The sequence below is a fragment of the Gemmatimonadota bacterium genome (genome assembly GCA_009835325.1).
Lineage (GTDB): Bacteria > JAAXHH01 > JAAXHH01 > JAAXHH01 > JAAXHH01 > JAAXHH01.
In genome coordinates, this window is the sequence record VXWP01000059.1 from 39,539 (window position 1) to 57,632 (window position 18,094).

Below are 18,094 nucleotides of genomic sequence, written 5' to 3' on the forward strand. Positions count from 1 at the left end.
GCCCTGAACCGAGATCCGCAACGCGCGTCTAGCGCGTGACCAACCTGCGACATCCCGTGAGATGAGAGTAGATCTCTTTCTGAAACGGTCCCGCATCATCAAACAGCGGGACGCCGCCAAGAAGGCCTGCGACCGGGGTATGGTCACCATTTCCGGAAGGTCCGCGAAACCCGGCCACCAGGTCGCGGCGAAGGACATCGTCGTCGTGGCCTGGCCCGACAGAAGGCTGGAATTCGAAGTGTTGAACGTCCCGGAAGGCAACGTTTCGAAAGACCGGGCGCAATCCATGTATCACGTCCTCAGCGACGAACGCCTGAACGATGACGTTTCAGGCTTCGAAGCCTGTTGATGAACGCCCGCCCGGACGCGAGATCCCTTGAGCATGCGCCACAGGAAAACCCACCCGGCTGATCCGGAGCTTCCCTATAACCAGTTGGCCCCGATATACGATCACGTGATGCGTCACGTGGACTACGATCGGTGGGCCGACTACATCCAGTCGATATTCGAACGGTTCGGGGCGACGCCGAAGGACATCCTTGAACTGGCCTGCGGTACCGGCGTAATGGCGTGTATCCTGGATGACCGTGGATACCGGATGACGGGCATGGACCGGTCGGAGAGCATGATCGCCGTCGCCAGGCAGAAAGCCCTGGACGGCCGCCGGTCCATCGCGTTTCAGGCCGGCGACATGGTAGACATGCCCGTTTCGGGAAGCTATGACGCGGTATTGTGCCTGTACGACAGCATCAACTATATCATGGATGAAGCGGACATCGCCGCCATGATGAATGGTTTGCGCGGGTTGCTGAACGCCGGCGGCCTTTTCGTATTCGACGTCTGCACTGAAATCAACTCGCGCAGGTACTTCCATAACCAGGTCGACCAGGAAAGCAACGGGGATTACTCCTATGTCCGGCGCTGTGAGTATGTCCCCGAGTCGCGCGTGCAGGTCAATGAATTCCAGTTAACCTTCCACCGCGGCGGGAAGCGGTTTTCCACCCGGGAACGCCACGAACAGCGGATCTATCCCGTGGCCCGGCTGGCGGAGATCTGCCGGCAATCCGGCTATCACGTACTCGGCGCGTTCGACGGCTTCGGTTTCCAGGAAGCGTCGGAGCGATCCAACAGGGTCCACTACGTGGTCCGCCCCGCCTGACGGACCGTCACTATGGCTTTCGATTGCGTTATAGGTCACGAGAAGCAGCGGCAACGGCTCATGGAGGCCGTAAAGCAGGACCGTCTTGCCCACGGGTACCTGTTCTCCGGTCCGCCCGGCGTGGGCGCCGAGGCACTGGCCATTGAGCTCGCCTGCGCGGTCAATTGCGAATACGGCCCCGGGGAGCCCTGTGCTCAGCATGGCCCGCGCGTCCCATGCCGCCATTGCCGGCGGATTCGCGCGCTCCAGCACCCCGACCTGCACCTCCTGATCCCCTCTTCATCCGCCCCGCCACCGGATCGGTCTTCCGGCCGCGGCGAGGGCTCGTCCGGCCGCGCGAACGCCAGGGATAAACGCAGGCAGGGCCTGGCCGACCGGTTGGCCGAAGACCCCTACGGCGCCCCGCCCTTCGGCATGAACGATATGCTTTCCGTGGAAGACGTCCGGTCGCTGCGAAGGGAGGCATCGGCCAAACCTTACGAAGGACGGAGGAAGGTGGCGGTCATCGTCGCGGCGGACCGCATGAACGCCGCGGCCTCGAACGCGCTGCTCAAGACGCTCGAAGAGCCTCCGGGTTCCCTGATGCTCATTTTGACGGCGTCCCGGACCGGCAGGCTGCTGCCGACCATCTTGTCCCGTTGCCAACCCGTTTTTCTTTCGCGCCTGCGGGAAGACGAGGTGAAATCGGCGCTGATCGAGCGATATGACGTTGCCCCGGAAGCAGCCTGGGAACTCGCGCGCAGGTCCGAAGGCCGCCTTTCCGAAGCGCTGACGGCCAGTTCGGAGCGGGGTTCGAAGATCCGTGAAGACGCCTTCGCCTTGCTTGAATGTATATACGACGAGACACCGCTGAGCCTGTTCGAGCAGGTAGAATCCCTCGCCGCGTCTCACCGCGAAGAACCGGTCGTGGAGAAGATACTCGACCACCTGCTTTCGCTGTACCGCGACCTGTTCGTCCTCTCCTCGGCAGGTGGGTCCCAGACGCTTTCGAACGCGGACCGCGCGGAGCCGCTGCGGGAACGGGCATCCGGGATGGAAGCGGAGGAAATCGAAAAGGGCATCGCCACCGTCGAGGAAGCCAGGCGGGACATCGCGCGCAACGCCCACGTCCAGCTTGCCCTCCTCGTACTCGTCCTCAGACTCAGAATGAACCGTAGATACGCAGGTCCCCAGCAGTCGCCTGCCACCCAGGCGCCATCCCGCAAGAGACCATCCGGTGAAACATCGTCCCATGCTCTGCCCGCCGCCGATTGATCCGTTGACAAACCCCCTTCCACCCCCTATTCTGATGCTGGAACAAAACCGGTCCGCCAGGAATGATCTACCCGCGTCCGAGAGGCTGTCGTGGCAGAGAAAATACTTGTTACAGACGCGTTGCCCTACGCGAACGGCAAGCTGCACATCGGCCATATCGCAGGCGTCCATCTGCCCGGCAACATCTATGTTCGCTACCAGCGGCTGAAGGGCCGGGACGTCGTGCACGTCAGCGGATCGGACGACCACGGCGTGGCCATCACCCTGGCGGCCGAGAAGCAGGGGATCACGCCCAAGGAACTGGTGGACAAGTACTATCCCGTCATCCGGGGCGCGCTCGAAGACTTCGGCATCGTCTACGACAATTTCTCCCAGACCTCCCGCCCGATCCACCACGAGACGGCCCGGGACTATTTCCGCCGCTTGGAGGAGAAGGGCTGTTTCGACGTGCGCGAGGTCGACCAGATCTACTGTCCGGCAAATGGACGCTTTCTACCCGACCGCTACGTGGAGGGCACCTGTCCCCACTGCGGTTCCGACCGGGCCCGGGGAGACCAGTGCGAGGCCTGCGGCACCATCCTGGACGCCACGCAGCTTATCGATCCCCACAGCGATGTCTGCAAGGGATCCCTCGAGGTAAGACCGGCCAACCACTGGTATTTCAAGCTCGCCCGCATGTCCGACCGGCTGCAGGCCTGGATCGATACGAAGACGCACTGGAAGGTCAACGTGCGCAATTACTGCCAGGGCTGGTTCAACGAGGGGCTGTCCGACCGGCCCATCTCCCGCGATCTGGACTGGGGCGTGGCGCTGCCGATAGAAGACGCGGTGGGCAAGGTCATGTACGTCTGGTTCGAGAACACGCTGGGCTACGTGTCGTCCACCCGGGAATGGGCGGTGGCGCAGGGCGACCCCGACCGGTGGAAGGACTACTGGCTGAACCCGGACTGCAAGCTCGTCAACTTCCTCGGCAAGGACAACATCGTCTTCCACGCGATCCTCTGGCCGGCCATGATCATGGAGCACGGTGATTTCGTCCTGCCTTCGGAGATCCCGGCTAACGAGTTTCTCAACATCGAGGGCCAGAAGCTGTCCACGAGCCGGAACTGGGCGGTATGGCTGGACGAGTACCTCGAGGACTTCCCGCCCGATCCGATGCGTTACTGCCTGGCGTCTATTTCGCCCGAGACCAAGGACTCCGACTTTACCTGGAAGGACTTTCAGGCGCGCAACAACAACGAACTGGCCGATATCTTCGGAAATTTCGTGAACCGGACGCTGACCTTCATCAACCGGTATTTCGATGGCGTGATCCCGGAACCGGGGACCTTTTCGCCGGAGGACCGGGAGATGCTGGCGTCGGTGGCCGGCGCCCCGGACCGTGTGGGCGCCTGTTTCGAATCGTTCCAGGTGCGGGGTGCCGTACGGGAGCTGATCGCCCTGGGAAATCAGTGCAACCGGTACTTCAACGACCAGGCGCCCTGGAACACGCGCAAGACCGACCGGGCGCGTTGCGCCGCCACGCTCCACGTGTGCATGCAGGCGGTGAGAGTCCTCGCCGTGGTCATGTCTCCCATCCTGCCGTTCAGCGCAGAGCGGCTGTGGAAGATGGCGGGCCTGGAAGGACGCGTCGATGCGCAGATGTGGGACGAAATCGAGATCGATGCGTCGCTGTCCGGCCGACCCATCGGCGAAATCGAAATCCTGTTCCACAAGATCGAGGACGATACGATCGACGCGCAGATCGCAAGGCTGGGCCGGTCCGATGCTCGAAAGGACGACGGAACGAAATCCGTCGAAGCGGAATCCGCCGGGGCGGAACGAAACGAACTCGTATCGATCGACGCGTTCCGTGAGATCGATTTGCGCATCGCGGACATCGTGGCGGCGGAACCGGTACCCGGAACGGACCGGCTGCTCAGGCTGCAGCTGCGCATCGGCGCGGAGGAGCGGCAGATCGTGTCCGGGATTGCCCCCGGGTATACGCCGGAGAAACTGGTCGGCCGGCAGATCGTGGTGGTGGCGAACCTGGAGCCCGCAAAAATCCGCGGCGTGGAATCCAGGGGCATGCTGCTCGCGGCCGAAGACGACGACGGCGCCCCCATCCTCCTCGGTCCGGACGTCCGCGTCCAATCCGGTTCATCGGTTACCTGAAATCCGGCCACACGGAACGTACGTCATACAATAACCTGCAACCAATCACTGCCTTGCTGTTCGATACGCATACCCATCTCACGGACGAAGCATTCGACGACGACCGCGCCGACGTGATCCAACGGGCGCTGGACGCGGGCGTGGAGCGCATGGTCGCGGTAGGGTACGATCTGGAGAGCAGCAGGGCCGCCGTGGCGCTCGCCGAAAACCGGGATTCCGTGTACGCCGCCGCGGGCATCCACCCCTGCCATGTCCACGAAGCGCGAGAAGAGGACTATGGGGAAATCGAGAAACTGCTGGAACATCCGACCGTCATCGCCGTGGGCGAAACGGGCATCGACCTGCATTACGACCGGTCCACCTACCCTCGGCAGGAGACATCGTTCAGAAGACACATGGAGTGGGGCGGAAGCACGGGACTGCCGGTTATCGTGCACGACCGGGACGCCCACGCCGAGGTCATGGCCATGCTGGACGAGTTTCCCGGCGACGAAACGACCGCGATCCTGCACTGCTTTACCGGGGACGTCGCCATGGCCGAGAGGGCTGTTTCCATGGGATGCTTCCTGGGGTTCGGCGGTATCGCGACGTTCAAGAACTCGACGGTGGGCGAGGTGGTCTCCGGGTTGCCGGCGGAGTGCATCCTTGTCGAAACAGACGCACCCTATCTCGCGCCCGTACCCCATCGTGGACGACGGAACGAACCATCATACCTCGTGAACACGGCCGAAGCGGTCGCCCGTCACCGGGCCGTTTCCGTGGATGAGCTGGCGCGGACCACAACCCAGAACGCGAACAAGGTGTTTCGAATCCATTGAGTACGGTGCTCGATCCTCCTGAAGACCTGCTGGCCAGCCTGCGACGATCGGATTTTCGCCCATCCAGGTCGAAGGGTCAGCACTTCCTGAACGATACGTCCATCGCCCGACGCATCATCGAATCGGCGGGGGTAACGAAGGATACGGCCGTACTCGAAATAGGTCCGGGGGCCGGCGCGTTGACACGCCACCTCGTCACCCTGGCCGGCGCCGTGACCGCCGTGGAAATCGATTCAAGGCTGGCAGAAGTCCTCCAGGAAGCCTACGGTCGATACGACCACCTGACCATCGTGAACGGGGACGTGCTCGATCTGGACCTTCCCGATCTGATGGGGAAGTATGGCGAGCCCGGGTTCGTGCTCGTGGCCAATCTGCCCTACGGGATTACGGGTCCCGTCCTTAACCGGCTGATCGCCCATCGTGGAATGATCAGGTGCGCGGTCATCATGGTTCAGCACGAAGTGGGCGGACGCCTGACGGCACGGACGGGTACGAAGGCCTACGGCGCGATCACCGCTATCATGGCGTACCACTACGCCGTGGAATCGCTGTTCCGGGTGGGCGGCGACCGGTTCGTTCCCCGTCCGGCTGTGGATTCGGTCGTCCTCCGGTTGACGCCCCATGAACGGCCGCCCGTTTCGGTCAGGGACGCTGGCCTGTTGAACGACGTGATCAAGGCGGCCTTTCAACATCGGCGCAAGATGCTCCACCACGCGATGAATCGCCTGGTACCCGGTTCCGCCGGCTATCTTTCGGATCATACCGGCATCGACCTGAAACGCCGCGGTGAAACCCTGGACCTGAACGAGTTCGCGGTGCTTGCCGACGCGCTTCGGGCGTTCCGGGACCACCACCAGGACGACTGCTGACGGACCGCACTATGCGCTTTCGCTTTTCACATTCGGCCAGAACCCGGATGGCGATCACAAAGAGCCAGCGCCGGACTTACGCCCGGAACGCCCTCCTCGGAACGGCCGCGGTCGTGCTGCTGGTCCTCGCCGTGTGGATCATGCTGTATCAAAACCAGGCCAGGAAGGTCGTGGACTGGTTGCTGGACCGGCCCATTCCGGTTGCCGTGCCCGAGTTCGAACGAACGTCCGCCTGGAAAACGGACCAGCAGGCGTTTCACGCGATGGAAGCGGCACTGTACGGTGCGTTCATGAATCTGCAGGTCACACCGGACCGAATACGGGACACCGCGCCGCGCACTGCGACGGCCACGGGCCGTTGGAGGCCCTTGGAACGAAGGATCATCGTTTCGGGTACCTATTCGATTACCGAATGCAATCTCGAGATCGCCAGGGCCGTCGTCCGGGCGGGCGGAAGGGTCTCCCGCGCGGAGGAACGGACCAGGACCGGGGAGTTGATGCTCGAAATCTCCTTCGATGGCGACGTAACCCATCGCCTCAATATAACCCGCGATCCGGCTGTGCACCGTAAAACCGGTCGGCTTGCCGTCGTGATCGCCTATACGGACGGCGATCAGCGGGGTGTGGTCGAGGAACTCTCCGAATTCACCCGGCCCCTCACTTTCGCCCTGTTTCCCTGGGCAGACGGCGCAAACGTAATGGCTGCCGAACTTACGCGCGGCGATCACGAGGTGATGGCACTGCTGCCCGTTCAACCGGCATCTGACGCCGCCGGTCGGCCCTGGAGGAGATCCGTGTCGTCCACGCACTCGGAGCTGACCAACCGCCGGGTCGTGGAAGACGCCCTCGCCACCCTGCCCGAGGCCCAGGGCGTCCTGCGTTATCCTGCCGGCCGCATGGGAAATGAAGCCGAGGTGCTGGCCCCCGTACTGGACGAACTGGTCAAGCGGAACCTGTACTACCTGGACAACCCGGGCGGACCGGGTGGGTCAAGTGGTCCAGGCACGCTGGACGGGCCACGCAGCTCGGAGGATCAGGGCGGGGGAAGCGGCCGGCTTCGGGCCTGGGGCGTGCTCGACCCATTGTACAACCCCGTTATCATATCCATGAACCTGGACCGCGCGTCGCTATCCGCCCTGGACGACACCCGCGCCGTCGTCGTCACCGATGCCAGGCCCCACTCCCTTCAGGTGCTGATGGACCGGATGAGGTATCTTGAAATCAGAGGGATTGAGTTCGTTCGGGTTTCCGACCTCGTGGACAACTGACACCGGAGATTACCCATGGTAAAACTGAGTGTATGCGTAGACCAGGTCGCCGCCCTGCGAAATATCGTGAAACGGGGGGAACCCGATCCAATGACCGCGGTCATGATGTCCCAGGTGAGCGGGGCGGACGCCGTAACGATTTCGTGGGCTGCCGACGATTCGCTCTACCTGGGCGGGGAATATGCCATCATCAGGCAGCTCGTGCACACGCACCTTAACCTGATCGCGCCGCCGGACCTGGAAGTCCTGCGTAGTATCTTGACGATTTCGCCCGATATGGTTACCCTTGTTCCCGAGGGCTACGGGCACGCCGGCCTGAATAACGACTGGTCCGATTCGCCATGGCCCGAAGTCGACTCCCTGGAACGGCCGGTGGAACGCATGCTGAAGGCCCTGCAGGAAGAAGGGATCCTGACGAGCATATTGATCACGCCCACCGCTTCGCACGTCCGGCAGTGCGCCGAATTCAAGGCAGACTACGTCCACCTTGACGCAAGCCGGTTCGTACAGGCCGCCGACCCCGAAGAGAAGGGCCGGATGTTCCAGGAAATCGCCGGTACGGCCAGGACCGCGGCCCGGTTGAACATGGGCGTTTCCCTGGGACGGGGCGTCGATTACCGGACGGCGGCGGATCTGGCGGGTATCGCCGAGGTGGAGGAAATGGTGGTGGGCTACGCCGTGGCCGTGCGGGCGATGACCATCGGGTTCGAGCAAGCCGTCCGCGACCTGGTCGGCATCATCCGCCACGCGCCGAGGTCCCAGGCAGACTGGTAACGCGACCAACCGCGCCGCACTAAAGAAGCGGTCCCGAAAGGAACAGTACCATTCACAAGCGCATTTCATTCCTGGTGTTTCTCGCCGTCACCCTGTTAGGCGCGGTCCTGGTCTCCCCGACCATCAGGCTGTGGTTTTCGTCTCCCGAGTCCATCGAAGCGCTTGCGCCCGAAGAAAGGAAAGCGCTTTACAGCCAGTCCACGGTACCGGGCTTCGATCTGGCCGGCGGTTACCGTCTCGCCGTAAGCATGGACCTGTCCCGGTTCACGGAACGGGGCAGGGTCCGGGCGGTGGAAGCCCTGGTCGAGAACTGGCGACGGCGCCTGAACGCCTTCGGGATCACCGAACCTGTCATTACCGCGCGGGAGAACGACACGTTCGAGATCGTCGTTCCCCTGGGCGCGGACACCGGTCTCGTAAGCAGGATTATCCGGGAATCGGGCGAGATCACACTGCATTTGTTCAAGGACGGCGCGGAAGTGCAGGCGTTGCGGCAACGCATTGACGATGCGCTTCGTGAGCGGACCTCAGCCCTTACAGCCGCGACCGCGTCCGCCGGAGATGACGGCCAGGAATCGGCGATTCCAGGAGGACCGGAATCGGCCGGACCAGGGGAATTCAGCGCGCTGCTTGCAAGCATTACGGCGGAGGAAGGGATCGGGGACATCGCGGTCCGGGAAGACAACCTGGATGCCGTAAGGGCCATTCTGGCCGATTCGACGGTTCAGGCCGGAATTCGGGCCTTCAACCTGGCCAATCCGCCCGCCGGCGCCTTCTCATGGGCTTCCGTACCGGTGGAACGCGGAGGCAGGCTGTTCCATCCACTTTACTTCATCAACCAGGATATCGACCTCAACGTGCAGCCGGTGGCGTCGGCCGTGGTCAGCGACGCTTCGGTAACGGCGAACCGGGGCGCATACGCGGTACGCCTGTTCCTGCAGGACGAGGGCAGGGAGAGTCTGGCCAACCTGTCCAGCGCCAACGCGGGCAACCGCGTGGCCATCAAGATGAACGGCCAGGTGTACGTAACGTTGAATATACAGGGCAGAATACCCGACGGACGTATAGAAGTACCCGGCGGAGACTCGCTGGAAGAGGCCCGCGCCCTGGCGGTCATCCTGGAATCCGAGTCGCCGCCGCTGGACGTGGCGCTCCTGGATCAGGCAAAGGATGCGCCCTCGCCGCTCGGTGAAGGGGCCGCGGTAAGCGCGGCCGGCGCCGGCGCGATCGGTCTCGGACTGCTTTGCGCATTGTTCGTTATTCGGTACCGGGCCGCCGGCCTGCTTTTCGTTACCGGGATGCTGCACTACCTGATCATGACCGGAGCGGTGCTGAGGCTGTGGAACATCGCCGGGATTGCGCCGTATTTCACGCTCGCCGGCGCGGTGGGTTTGCTCGGAGCGGTCCTCGTCTTCGCCTCCGTGCATCTCTGGATCTTCGAATACCTTCGGGCGGAGTCCGGAACGGAATCATCGGTCCGCCAGGACGTCATGGGCTCGCTCGAGAAGATCAGGCCGGTCCTGGTCTGGACCCATGTCATGCTGCTGCTCGTATCGGTGAGCCTGGTCGTAGTCGGCACCGACGCCGTCGTCAATTTCGGCCTTGTGCTATTTTCCGGTACAGCCGGCAGCCTGCTCACCTGTATGTGCTGGACGAACATGCTGCTGTCCTCCCTGGTGGCGGACTGGCAGATCAGGAAGTTGAGTGTATGATGGGAAACGGACTCACCGCACTGTATGGTAATCTGATCGACCGACCGGGTGTCGTATATGCCTTCGCCGCCATACTGGCCGCGGCGGGGATTGCCGGAACGGCGATGAAGACGGAACACGCCGTCGACGATGGCCTGGTGGCGCTGTTATTGTCCGGCGACATGCTCTTCGGCCTGTTCGTAACCATGCTGATCGTACTGGTCATTGTCGGCGCCCGGATCGACGACCGGCCGGGCAAGTGCATCGCGCTGACCCTCGGTGTACTGGCGGCCGGAAGTATCGTGCGGATGCTGCTCCCCTTTGCCCTTTCTATCGGCTGGCTGGCGGAATGGAACGGGGTCATGATCGGCATCATCATCATCACCCTCTATCTTTCGCTCCGCATAGGCGCCCGATTCGCCGTGACGGCCATGGGTTGCGCGCTCTACACCATGTTCGTCACGGCGGGGATAACCCTTGGCCTGGCAGATCGGATTACGGTGCCGGGCATACTGGCGCTTACGGCCGTGGGGACCCTGGCGGTGGTATTGTCCTTTCTCGGTTACAGCCTGGTCAGAAGCCGGATTGAATCCGCTCGTCGGGAACCGGTCAGCCATTCCGTGCGTACCGGCATGGTGCAGGCCATGCCCTTTCTGGTGCTGGCCGGCCTGGCCGTGCTGTTGATTGCCGCCCCGCTGGCCGTCGTCACGGACGGTCCCTTGCGTGATTTCGGCATGTACCTGATGGTCGGCGGTCCGATCGGCGCTTGCGCCGCATTGATGTCCGCGATTCCGCTCGCCGCGATGACCCGGAACGTTCAGTTCGAGGCCGGCCCAACCGCACGGCGCGGGGGCCGCCGGCAGCGGTAGGCGCCCGTAAATGGCCCACCGGACAATTTCCCCAGGCCGCCTGGAGTACCATGGCCGACCAGCCCAACATCCTCCTTATCATTTCCGACCAGATGGTCGCCGCTTTGACCGGAGCCTATGGTCATCCCGTCGTACGGACCCCCAACCTGGACCGCATGGTGGAATCCGGCGTGCGGTACGACGCCGCCTACACCCCTTTTCCCCTCTGCGCGCCCGGCCGGGCCTGCCTGATGACGGGACGGCATGCATCGGAAATCGGCGCATGGGACAACGGCGCATTGCTGGCCGCCGACCAGCCGACCTTTGCCCACTATCTGGCCTGCGCGGGTTACGATACCGTGCTGTCCGGCAAGATGCACTTCATCGGTCCGGACCAGCTGCACGGGTTCAGGATGCGGCTGACGACCGACATCTATTCTTCGGATTTTGACTGGGTCAAGCCGGAGTGGATCCGACTGAAGGAGACCGGAGGCGAGGACTGCGAGCGGGTGATGGCCGACCGGCCGGCCTACAACGCGGCGGGATACACGGGCGACGGCGTGCGCATAGGCGTCTGGCACAACGCCCTCAGCTACGATGAGGAAACGCATTTCCGCGCGGTCGAGTACCTGCGGTCCAGGAAGCCGGGCGGGGGAGGAGAACCGTTCCTGCTATGCGCGTCCTATCACCATCCCCACGAACCGTTCTGGCCGCCCGAGTCCTATTGGGCCCGGTACGAAGATGCGGAGATCGAGCTGCCCGGGTTTCCGGCCGACCTGGAAGAACGCCATTCCATGATGGACCGGAACCTGAACGCCTATCATGGTACCGGCCGTTACGACCTGCGGGACGAAGAGGGTCTCTACCGGCTTCGCCGCGCCTACTACGCGCTTGTAAGTTACATGGACGACAAGGTCGGCGGCCTGCTGGATACCCTGGACGAGACCGGCCTGGCGGAGAACACGGTGGTGGTATTCGCCAGCGATCACGGCGACATGCTGTGCGAACGAGGCATGGTGCAGAAGCGGTGTTTCTACGAGTGGTCCTGCCGGGTGCCGCTCATCGTCCGCTATCCGGACGGCTGGCGGGCGGGGACGACCTGTGCCCATCCCGTGTCCCTGATCGATCTGCTGCCGACCTTCTGCGATCTCGCGGGCGTGGAGGACCGGCTGTCCCACGACGGCGAGAGCCTGGTATCATCCTCCCCGGACGAAGCGGACCGCGTGGTCTTCGCCCAGGCCCACGAGGCCGTGGGCATGCCCTGCATCATGGCGCGGCAGGGACGGTACAAGTACCAGTACATCCATGGGTACGCGCCCCGTCTTTTCGATCTGGACGACGATCCGGGGGAATGGCATGATCTCGCGGGCGACGACGCGCACCACCAGGTGGAATCCCGGCTTCGCGGGCGGATCCTCGATCGCTTCGATCCGGATGCCATCGCGGACGCAAACCTGTCCAGCCTGTACCGGCGGCGTCTGATCCGGGACACCATGGCGCGTCACGGACGGACGTGGAGCCACGATCCGGAATTCGATCACCGACGGGGCGCCATGAACCAGTACGTGCCGCCGTCCGGACAACCGTGAAACCAGTACGTGCCACCGTCCGGACAATAGAAGAACCCGTAACCGGCCCGTCGTAACGGGCGGGCTTACCCAGGGAGGAAAGTCCATGCTGCGCGCAGGTTTTATCGGTGCCGGGGGCCGTTCCCAGAGCGCCCACTATCCGGCGGTCGCCCGTTTGCCGGACGTGGAGATGACCGCCGTGTGCGAACTGGACGAGACGCGCCTGGCCCAGGTCATCGACCGCTACGACTTCCCTCATGTCTATAACGACCATCGCGCCATGCTGGCGGAAGTGGAACTGGACGTAGTCTACTGTGTCATGCACGAGAAGTGGCTGCTCCAACCCGCCTTGGACAGTCTGCGCGCAGGCAAGCACATCTTCATCGAGAAACCTCCGGGGAAGAACAGCGCTGAAACGCGCCAACTGCTGGACGCGGCCGTAGAGCGGGACGTGTACGCCATGGTGGGCTACCAACGACGGTACACCACGGTGGTCCGCGAGGCCATGCGCCGCATACGCGCGAGGGGACCGGTCTCCCATGCCGTGACCACCTTCAACAAGAAAATGCTGCTCGACCGCCCGGAGTACACGACGACGCTGTGGAACGACGTGACCCATGTCGTGGACCTGTTGCGGTACATGGTGGGGAGCGAGCCCGTCGAGGTAACCCGCTACCGCGACAAGTTCGATTCGGTCGACTGGAACCACTACACGGCGCTCGTCCGTTTTGCCAGCGGGTCCACGGGCGTCGTCTTCGGAAACCGGGCCTCCGGCGGCCGTGTGTTGAGTGCGGAGCTGCACGGCGTGGGCATCGGTTGCTACATGAAGCTGCCCGAGGAAATCGACATCCGGGAGGACGATCGGCAGACCGTACTGCAGGGCTGGGAGATCAATGGCGACGACCCGGAAGATACGCCCCGTTACGAGGGTGCGCTCGCCATGCACGAGCATTTCGTGGAATCCGTACGCAACCGGACCATCCCCGTCAGCGATCTTCGGGACGTCATACATACCATCCGGCTCGTGGACTGGATCGAAACGGGACAGTGCCCCGACTAGCCGCCAGACCGTCTACGTCTACATCATGGAACGGCTCAATTTCCCGGAATACGGATTCGAAATCGATTCGGATGAATCGGGCCGCAGGATCATTTTCGACCCGATCCGGCGCAGGTTCGTCCGGCTGACGCCCGAGGAGTGGGTCCGGCAGCATCTGGTGAGGTACCTGGTGGAGGACCGGGGCTTTCCCGCGGGTTTTGCCGCCGTGGAAAAGGGATTTCAGTACGCCGGAACGGCCGTTCGCGCCGACGTGATCATGCACGACCTGAAGGGACGGCCGGTGCTCATGGGCGAATGCAAGGCGCCGGACGTCCGGGTGACCGAAGCGGTGTTCGAGCAGCTGGCACGGTACAATTCGGTCATCAACGCCCGGTTCCTGGTGGCCACCAACGGCAAGTCGCACTTTTGCTGCGAGCACAAGGCCGGTGGAGGATATGCCTTTCTGCCGGAACTGCCCGAATTCGAGCGTGACGGAGAAGCCTGAGGAGTTCAAGTATGCCGGAAGGACTGGAACTCGTCGCGAAAGAAACGCTGGAACAGCGGTTGGAAGCCCTGGACCAGGACGGCTACGCCTATTTTCCAAGTGCGCTTGCAGATGATGAAGTTGTCGAACTGCGCGATGCCATGGACCGGCTGGAAGCGCGTCCCGAAGAGTTCGACCGGCACACAAATCCAGATTCCCACGGTTTTCTCAACAAGTCCATCAACAACGTATTTAACCGGGACCCGCTGTTTCTGTCCTATCTGGACCGCCCGGAGGTCATCGACGTGGTCGAAGCCGCCCATGGACCGGACTGTCACGTTATCGGCATGACGGCGTGGATGACGGGACCGGGCCGGCCGGACCAGGGCATCCACGTGGACTGGCAGCCGCTGGAGCTGCCGGAAGACGTTATGGACGATCCCCGTGTCCATGTGCCGGTTTACATCACCACGGCCCACTTTTATCTCGACGATATCTACGAGGAACTTGGCCCCACGCAGTTCATTCCGGGCAGCCACCGCGCGGGCCGCTGTCCGTCCAATGGCGAATCCACCTGGCGCGGAGTCGAACCGCGGAGCATAATGTGTTCGGCCGGTGACGCCATCCTGTTCCGCTGCGAAGTCTGGCACCGCGGGACGGCGAACACGAGCGACCGGGTGCGCTACCTGCTCCAGGTCCACTACGCACAGCGGATGATCACGCAGAAGTTTCCGCCCTATCTGAACCGGTTCCAGTTCGAACCTGATATACTCTCCTGCGCCACGGACCGCCAGCGCCGGCTGTTGGGCGATCATGAACCGAGTAATTACGACTAGTTCCGCACGGACCCGCGGAAACGCGAGCCCGTCAGGACGGCATGCCCAACGACGAAACACAAATCAACGCTCCCATTAAGGAGGACCTAAAATGATATTCGCCAGGTTTACCCTCGTTATGGTGCTTACCATTCTTTACGTTCTTCCGGCTGCCGCCCAGACGCGGGAAGAAGGCCCGTGGTGGCCCCATCCCATCTGGGGCAAGGACGACCAGTCGGGCGGTTCCAACTGGATTACGCCGGAGAAGGTGCTGAAGGCCCTGAGCCTGGTGAAGACGGGACAGATCTACGAAATCGGCCAGGTGTACAGCGCCGACATGCCCCTCTTCGGCCAGCGGACTTATTCCCTGGTGCTGCCCGGTTCTCCCACGGGCGAGCCTATGGGGACGAACAACCTGATCTATTACGACGAGTTCCTGGTGGCCGAAATCGGCCAGGTCGGCACGCAGTTCGACGGACCGGGCCATATCGGTGAGCGGATGACCATGGCGGACGGAACGGAGAAGGACGTCTTCTACAACGGATACACCAATGAGGAGATCAAGGGACCTTACGGCCTCGTGAAGCTGGGCGTCGAGCACGTGGGACCCTTCATCACCCGCGGCATCCTGGTCGACGTGGCCGCATACAAGGGCGTGGAATCCCTCGATCACGGTTACGAGGTCACCGTGGAGGACGTGGAAGGCGCGCTGGAATGGCAGGGCATCGAGATGGACAGTCTCGAGCCGGGCGACGCCTACTTCTTCCGATACGGATGGGCCCGGCACTGGAACGACCCAGGTACGTACAACGCCAGTCCGCCGGGTATCGGAATGGCCGTCGCCCGCTGGGTAGTCGAAAAGCAGGCTTCCATGATCGGCTCGGACCAGTGGACCACCGAGGTCGTACCCAATCCGGACATCGGCAAAGCCTTTCCCGTACACCAGGAACTCATCACCCGGAACGGTGTCTGGAACCTCGAGAACATGAACTTCGACGAACTTTCAGGGGACGGTGTCTACGAGTTCCTCTTCATCCACACGCCCATCCGCTTCAAGGGGGCGACGGGATCGCCGGCGCGGCCGATCGCCATCAGGTAGATTAAGAGGGTGTTTAGTCTAACTGTCTATATATCAGGTATAACAACGCGCAACGGAAGATCGCTATATTTGGAATCGCTGCCTGTTGACCGTTCTATATAGTCGATTCGCATGGGGTCGTCTTGTGTTGCGGCATATAAGCGTACCCACGTGCGTTCATTTCGCCTCCAAACGGTATATCCCTCTGACTCTTCACTGACACCGTAACGTTCGTCGAGAACGGTTTTAATGGAGTCCAGCCTGCTGGATGGCACATCCGTCTCAAACGCATACGATCCTGAACTGAGGGCGTTGTCCGTAAACACGTACGATACGGTTACGGTGTCGGATATCTCATCACTGAACTGCAACACTCCCCTGACCGATCCGGTTTCCTGCGTGGAATCTACCTGGCTGTATGTCAGGGTGTCGAGTTCCGTCGATTGTACTTCCTCCTTGCTGTCGCTCCACCTGCTCCATCTGAAATCATAGTAGTCAGACTCGGCCAGACCCGATGCACAGACAGGCACAATCATTTCGAAGGAATCGCATTCCTGATAGACTGCAACAACGGAATCTGCTTCGGCCTGATCCATGGTCAAATTGTACTTCTTCTTGATTTCCACCCACTTGCCCACATACCAGCATCTGTTGTTATCCGGCATCCATTCTGCCGGATCCTTGTCGGATTTCTGGTTTCTGTTTACACTCGGCGCAGCCAGGGTGAGGTTGTCCAGGTCCTTGCCGTAGGCACTGCGATCTTCCTCGGTCCTGGCATACATGCCGCTGGCATGTGCCTCGGCGGTTGCGACGATATGCTCTATATCCGTTTCGGAAGCGGAATCGAAGCAGTTGAGCGAGTAGGGAGAATACAACCCTCCCTGTCGATTTACGATATCAGCCTCAATTGAATTCGGGTAATCGTATTCATCTCTGTCATAGGAACCGTCATCGACCTCTGCAGCGATACGGACGCCAAGTACGGGATGTAAGGTTTGCACCGTACGTTCCAGGGGTACGGTAACTGAGTCGGCTATGGGGTTGGAATCACCAGTGCATGCCAGGATTACCGCACAAATCGATAAAACTGATACTCTCACCAATTTTACACCTCCAGCGGCTTGAGAGAACCCGTGCCATTGGTACACACTCTGTACTACATGTTTACAAATCGAACAGTTACACTATCGTTACATTTTACCCCGTCAAGTACTTATTCCACTTCACCAACAGTTAACGACGTTTTAAACTGTTCACCTTGTGCTAAGGCGCGTTACCTTACGTAACCGAAGGAGTGAAACACGTGAACGGGATGCGGTATGGATCACGAATGGAGGTAGGTCATGGTGAGTAAATCTGAAGCAGCATTCGAAGGGAAAGTGGTCATCATCACCGGCGGCGCAAAGGGCATAGGAGGGGGCATCGTCCGCGCCTTTGCCGGTGAGGGAGCCCATGTTCTTTGCGCCGACATCGACGATGCCGCCGGCGCTGAAATCGCCGCCGAGAACGACAACATCCGCTACGTCCATGCGGACGTAACCACGAGCGAGGTGTGCCGGTCCCTGGTGGAGACAGCGACGGATTCCTGGAGCGGGGTGGACATCCTGTGCAACAACGTGGGGATCCAGCCCACCTCGAGCTATCTGCCCGCCCATGAGCTCTCAGAGGAGCAGTGGGACCGAATCATCGACGTGAACCTCAAGAGCCGGTTTCTGATGGTGAAGTACTGCGTGCCCGTGATGAAGGCGCGGGGAGGCGGCGTAATCATCAACACGGCCAGCGTGCAGGGTCTGCAGTCGGCCAAAGGCATCTCGGCCTACGCGGCGAGCAAGGGAGGCGACCTGTCGCTGGTGCGCCAGCTGGCCCTGGATTACGCGGAGGACAACATCCGCGTCGTGGCGGTCAATCCGGGCACCATCGAAACGCCGCTCCTGCAGGAAGCCATCGATTCGATCGGCGGCGACGAGGGTGAAATCCGAACGGACATGGCTTCCCGGCACGCCGTGAACCGCCTGGGCAGTCCGGAAGATATCGCCAACGCGGTGCTCTTTCTCGCGAGCGACCGGGCTTCCTTCATCACGGGTGAGTTCGTGAACGTGGATGGAGGTTTGATGGCCCGGGGAGCGTGGGCCTAGGTGGGCGTCGCAGACTGAATCTCGATCTCTAATCAGGTCTGTTTATTTCATACGAGAAACCCGCAAATGACAGCGACTATTGAAATTGATGTAGTTGTTTCAGATGCGGACGTGAAGTCACGACCTGAGCGTCGTGATCG

The 18,094-nt window shown here is 61.8% G+C and carries 17 protein-coding genes; 16 read left to right on the plus strand and 1 reads right to left on the minus strand.

Annotation, left to right across the window (positions count from 1 at the left end):
* The first annotated feature begins 61 nt into the window (after positions 1-61).
* The 15 genes from F4Z81_07410 (at position 62) to F4Z81_07480 (ending at position 15,840) form a co-directional block, all read left to right on the plus strand.
* On the plus strand, positions 62-349 hold the full coding sequence (locus F4Z81_07410; protein ID MXW04880.1) for an RNA-binding S4 domain-containing protein: 288 nt from the start codon (positions 62-64) through the stop codon (positions 347-349).
* A gap of 33 nt (positions 350-382) precedes the next feature.
* Positions 383-1,159, plus strand: a complete 777-nt coding sequence (locus F4Z81_07415) for a class I SAM-dependent methyltransferase (protein MXW04881.1) — start codon at positions 383-385, stop codon at positions 1,157-1,159.
* A 12-nt stretch (positions 1,160-1,171) separates the two neighbouring features.
* Entirely contained in the window at positions 1,172-2,413 is a 1,242-nt protein-coding gene (locus tag F4Z81_07420; GenBank protein MXW04882.1) for a hypothetical protein, read from the plus strand.
* Positions 2,414-2,503: 90 nt separating this feature from the next.
* A complete protein-coding gene (gene metG / locus F4Z81_07425; GenBank protein ID MXW04883.1) occupies positions 2,504-4,567 on the plus strand; it encodes a methionine--tRNA ligase in 2,064 nt (687 codons plus the stop codon).
* Positions 4,471-5,385, plus strand: coding sequence for a TatD family deoxyribonuclease (locus F4Z81_07430; protein MXW04884.1), 915 nt, complete (start codon positions 4,471-4,473; stop codon positions 5,383-5,385). Before metG ends, F4Z81_07430 begins: the two co-directional genes overlap by 97 nt.
* Entirely contained in the window at positions 5,382-6,254 is an 873-nt protein-coding gene (gene rsmA, locus F4Z81_07435) for a ribosomal RNA small subunit methyltransferase A (protein ID MXW04885.1), read from the plus strand. Before F4Z81_07430 ends, rsmA begins: the two co-directional genes overlap by 4 nt.
* A gap of 11 nt (positions 6,255-6,265) precedes the next feature.
* Positions 6,266-7,522, plus strand: coding sequence for a hypothetical protein (locus tag F4Z81_07440; GenBank protein MXW04886.1), 1,257 nt, complete (start codon positions 6,266-6,268; stop codon positions 7,520-7,522).
* 15 nt (positions 7,523-7,537) lie between these two features.
* On the plus strand, positions 7,538-8,296 hold the full coding sequence (locus tag F4Z81_07445) for a pyridoxine 5'-phosphate synthase (protein ID MXW04887.1): 759 nt from the start codon (positions 7,538-7,540) through the stop codon (positions 8,294-8,296).
* 74 nt (positions 8,297-8,370) lie between these two features.
* Entirely contained in the window at positions 8,371-10,008 is a 1,638-nt protein-coding gene (locus F4Z81_07450) for a hypothetical protein (protein ID MXW04888.1), read from the plus strand.
* The gene (locus F4Z81_07455) at positions 10,005-10,856 is read left to right on the plus strand and encodes a hypothetical protein (GenBank protein ID MXW04889.1); all 852 of its coding nucleotides are present in this window, start codon (positions 10,005-10,007) and stop codon (positions 10,854-10,856) included. The genes F4Z81_07450 and F4Z81_07455 overlap by 4 nt, the downstream gene beginning before the upstream one ends.
* A 50-nt stretch (positions 10,857-10,906) precedes the next feature.
* Positions 10,907-12,424 (plus strand): choline-sulfatase, encoded by a 1,518-nt coding sequence (gene betC / locus F4Z81_07460; GenBank protein ID MXW04890.1) that lies wholly within the window; start codon positions 10,907-10,909, stop codon positions 12,422-12,424.
* Between the two features lie 85 nt (positions 12,425-12,509).
* On the plus strand, positions 12,510-13,463 hold the full coding sequence (locus F4Z81_07465; GenBank protein ID MXW04891.1) for a Gfo/Idh/MocA family oxidoreductase: 954 nt from the start codon (positions 12,510-12,512) through the stop codon (positions 13,461-13,463).
* Positions 13,297-13,947 carry a type I restriction enzyme HsdR N-terminal domain-containing protein gene (locus F4Z81_07470; protein MXW04892.1) on the plus strand — a complete coding sequence of 217 codons (651 nt, stop codon included), beginning with the start codon at positions 13,297-13,299 and terminating at the stop codon, positions 13,945-13,947. The genes F4Z81_07465 and F4Z81_07470 overlap by 167 nt, the downstream gene beginning before the upstream one ends.
* 11 nt (positions 13,948-13,958) lie before the next feature.
* Positions 13,959-14,762, plus strand: a complete 804-nt coding sequence (locus F4Z81_07475; GenBank protein MXW04893.1) for a phytanoyl-CoA dioxygenase family protein — start codon at positions 13,959-13,961, stop codon at positions 14,760-14,762.
* A 91-nt stretch (positions 14,763-14,853) separates the two neighbouring features.
* Complete coding sequence (locus tag F4Z81_07480; GenBank protein MXW04894.1) at positions 14,854-15,840, plus strand: cyclase family protein; 987 nt, start codon at positions 14,854-14,856, stop codon at positions 15,838-15,840.
* 26 nt (positions 15,841-15,866) lie between these two features.
* Here F4Z81_07480 and F4Z81_07485 read toward each other — a convergent pair whose 3' ends face one another.
* A complete protein-coding gene (locus tag F4Z81_07485) occupies positions 15,867-16,991 on the minus strand; it encodes an HNH endonuclease (GenBank protein ID MXW04895.1) in 1,125 nt (374 codons plus the stop codon).
* 171 nt (positions 16,992-17,162) lie between these two features.
* Here F4Z81_07485 and F4Z81_07490 point away from each other — a divergent pair, with 171 nt between their 5' ends.
* Positions 17,163-17,954, plus strand: a complete 792-nt coding sequence (locus F4Z81_07490; protein MXW04896.1) for a glucose 1-dehydrogenase — start codon at positions 17,163-17,165, stop codon at positions 17,952-17,954.
* Positions 17,955-18,094: the final 140 nt, after the last annotated feature.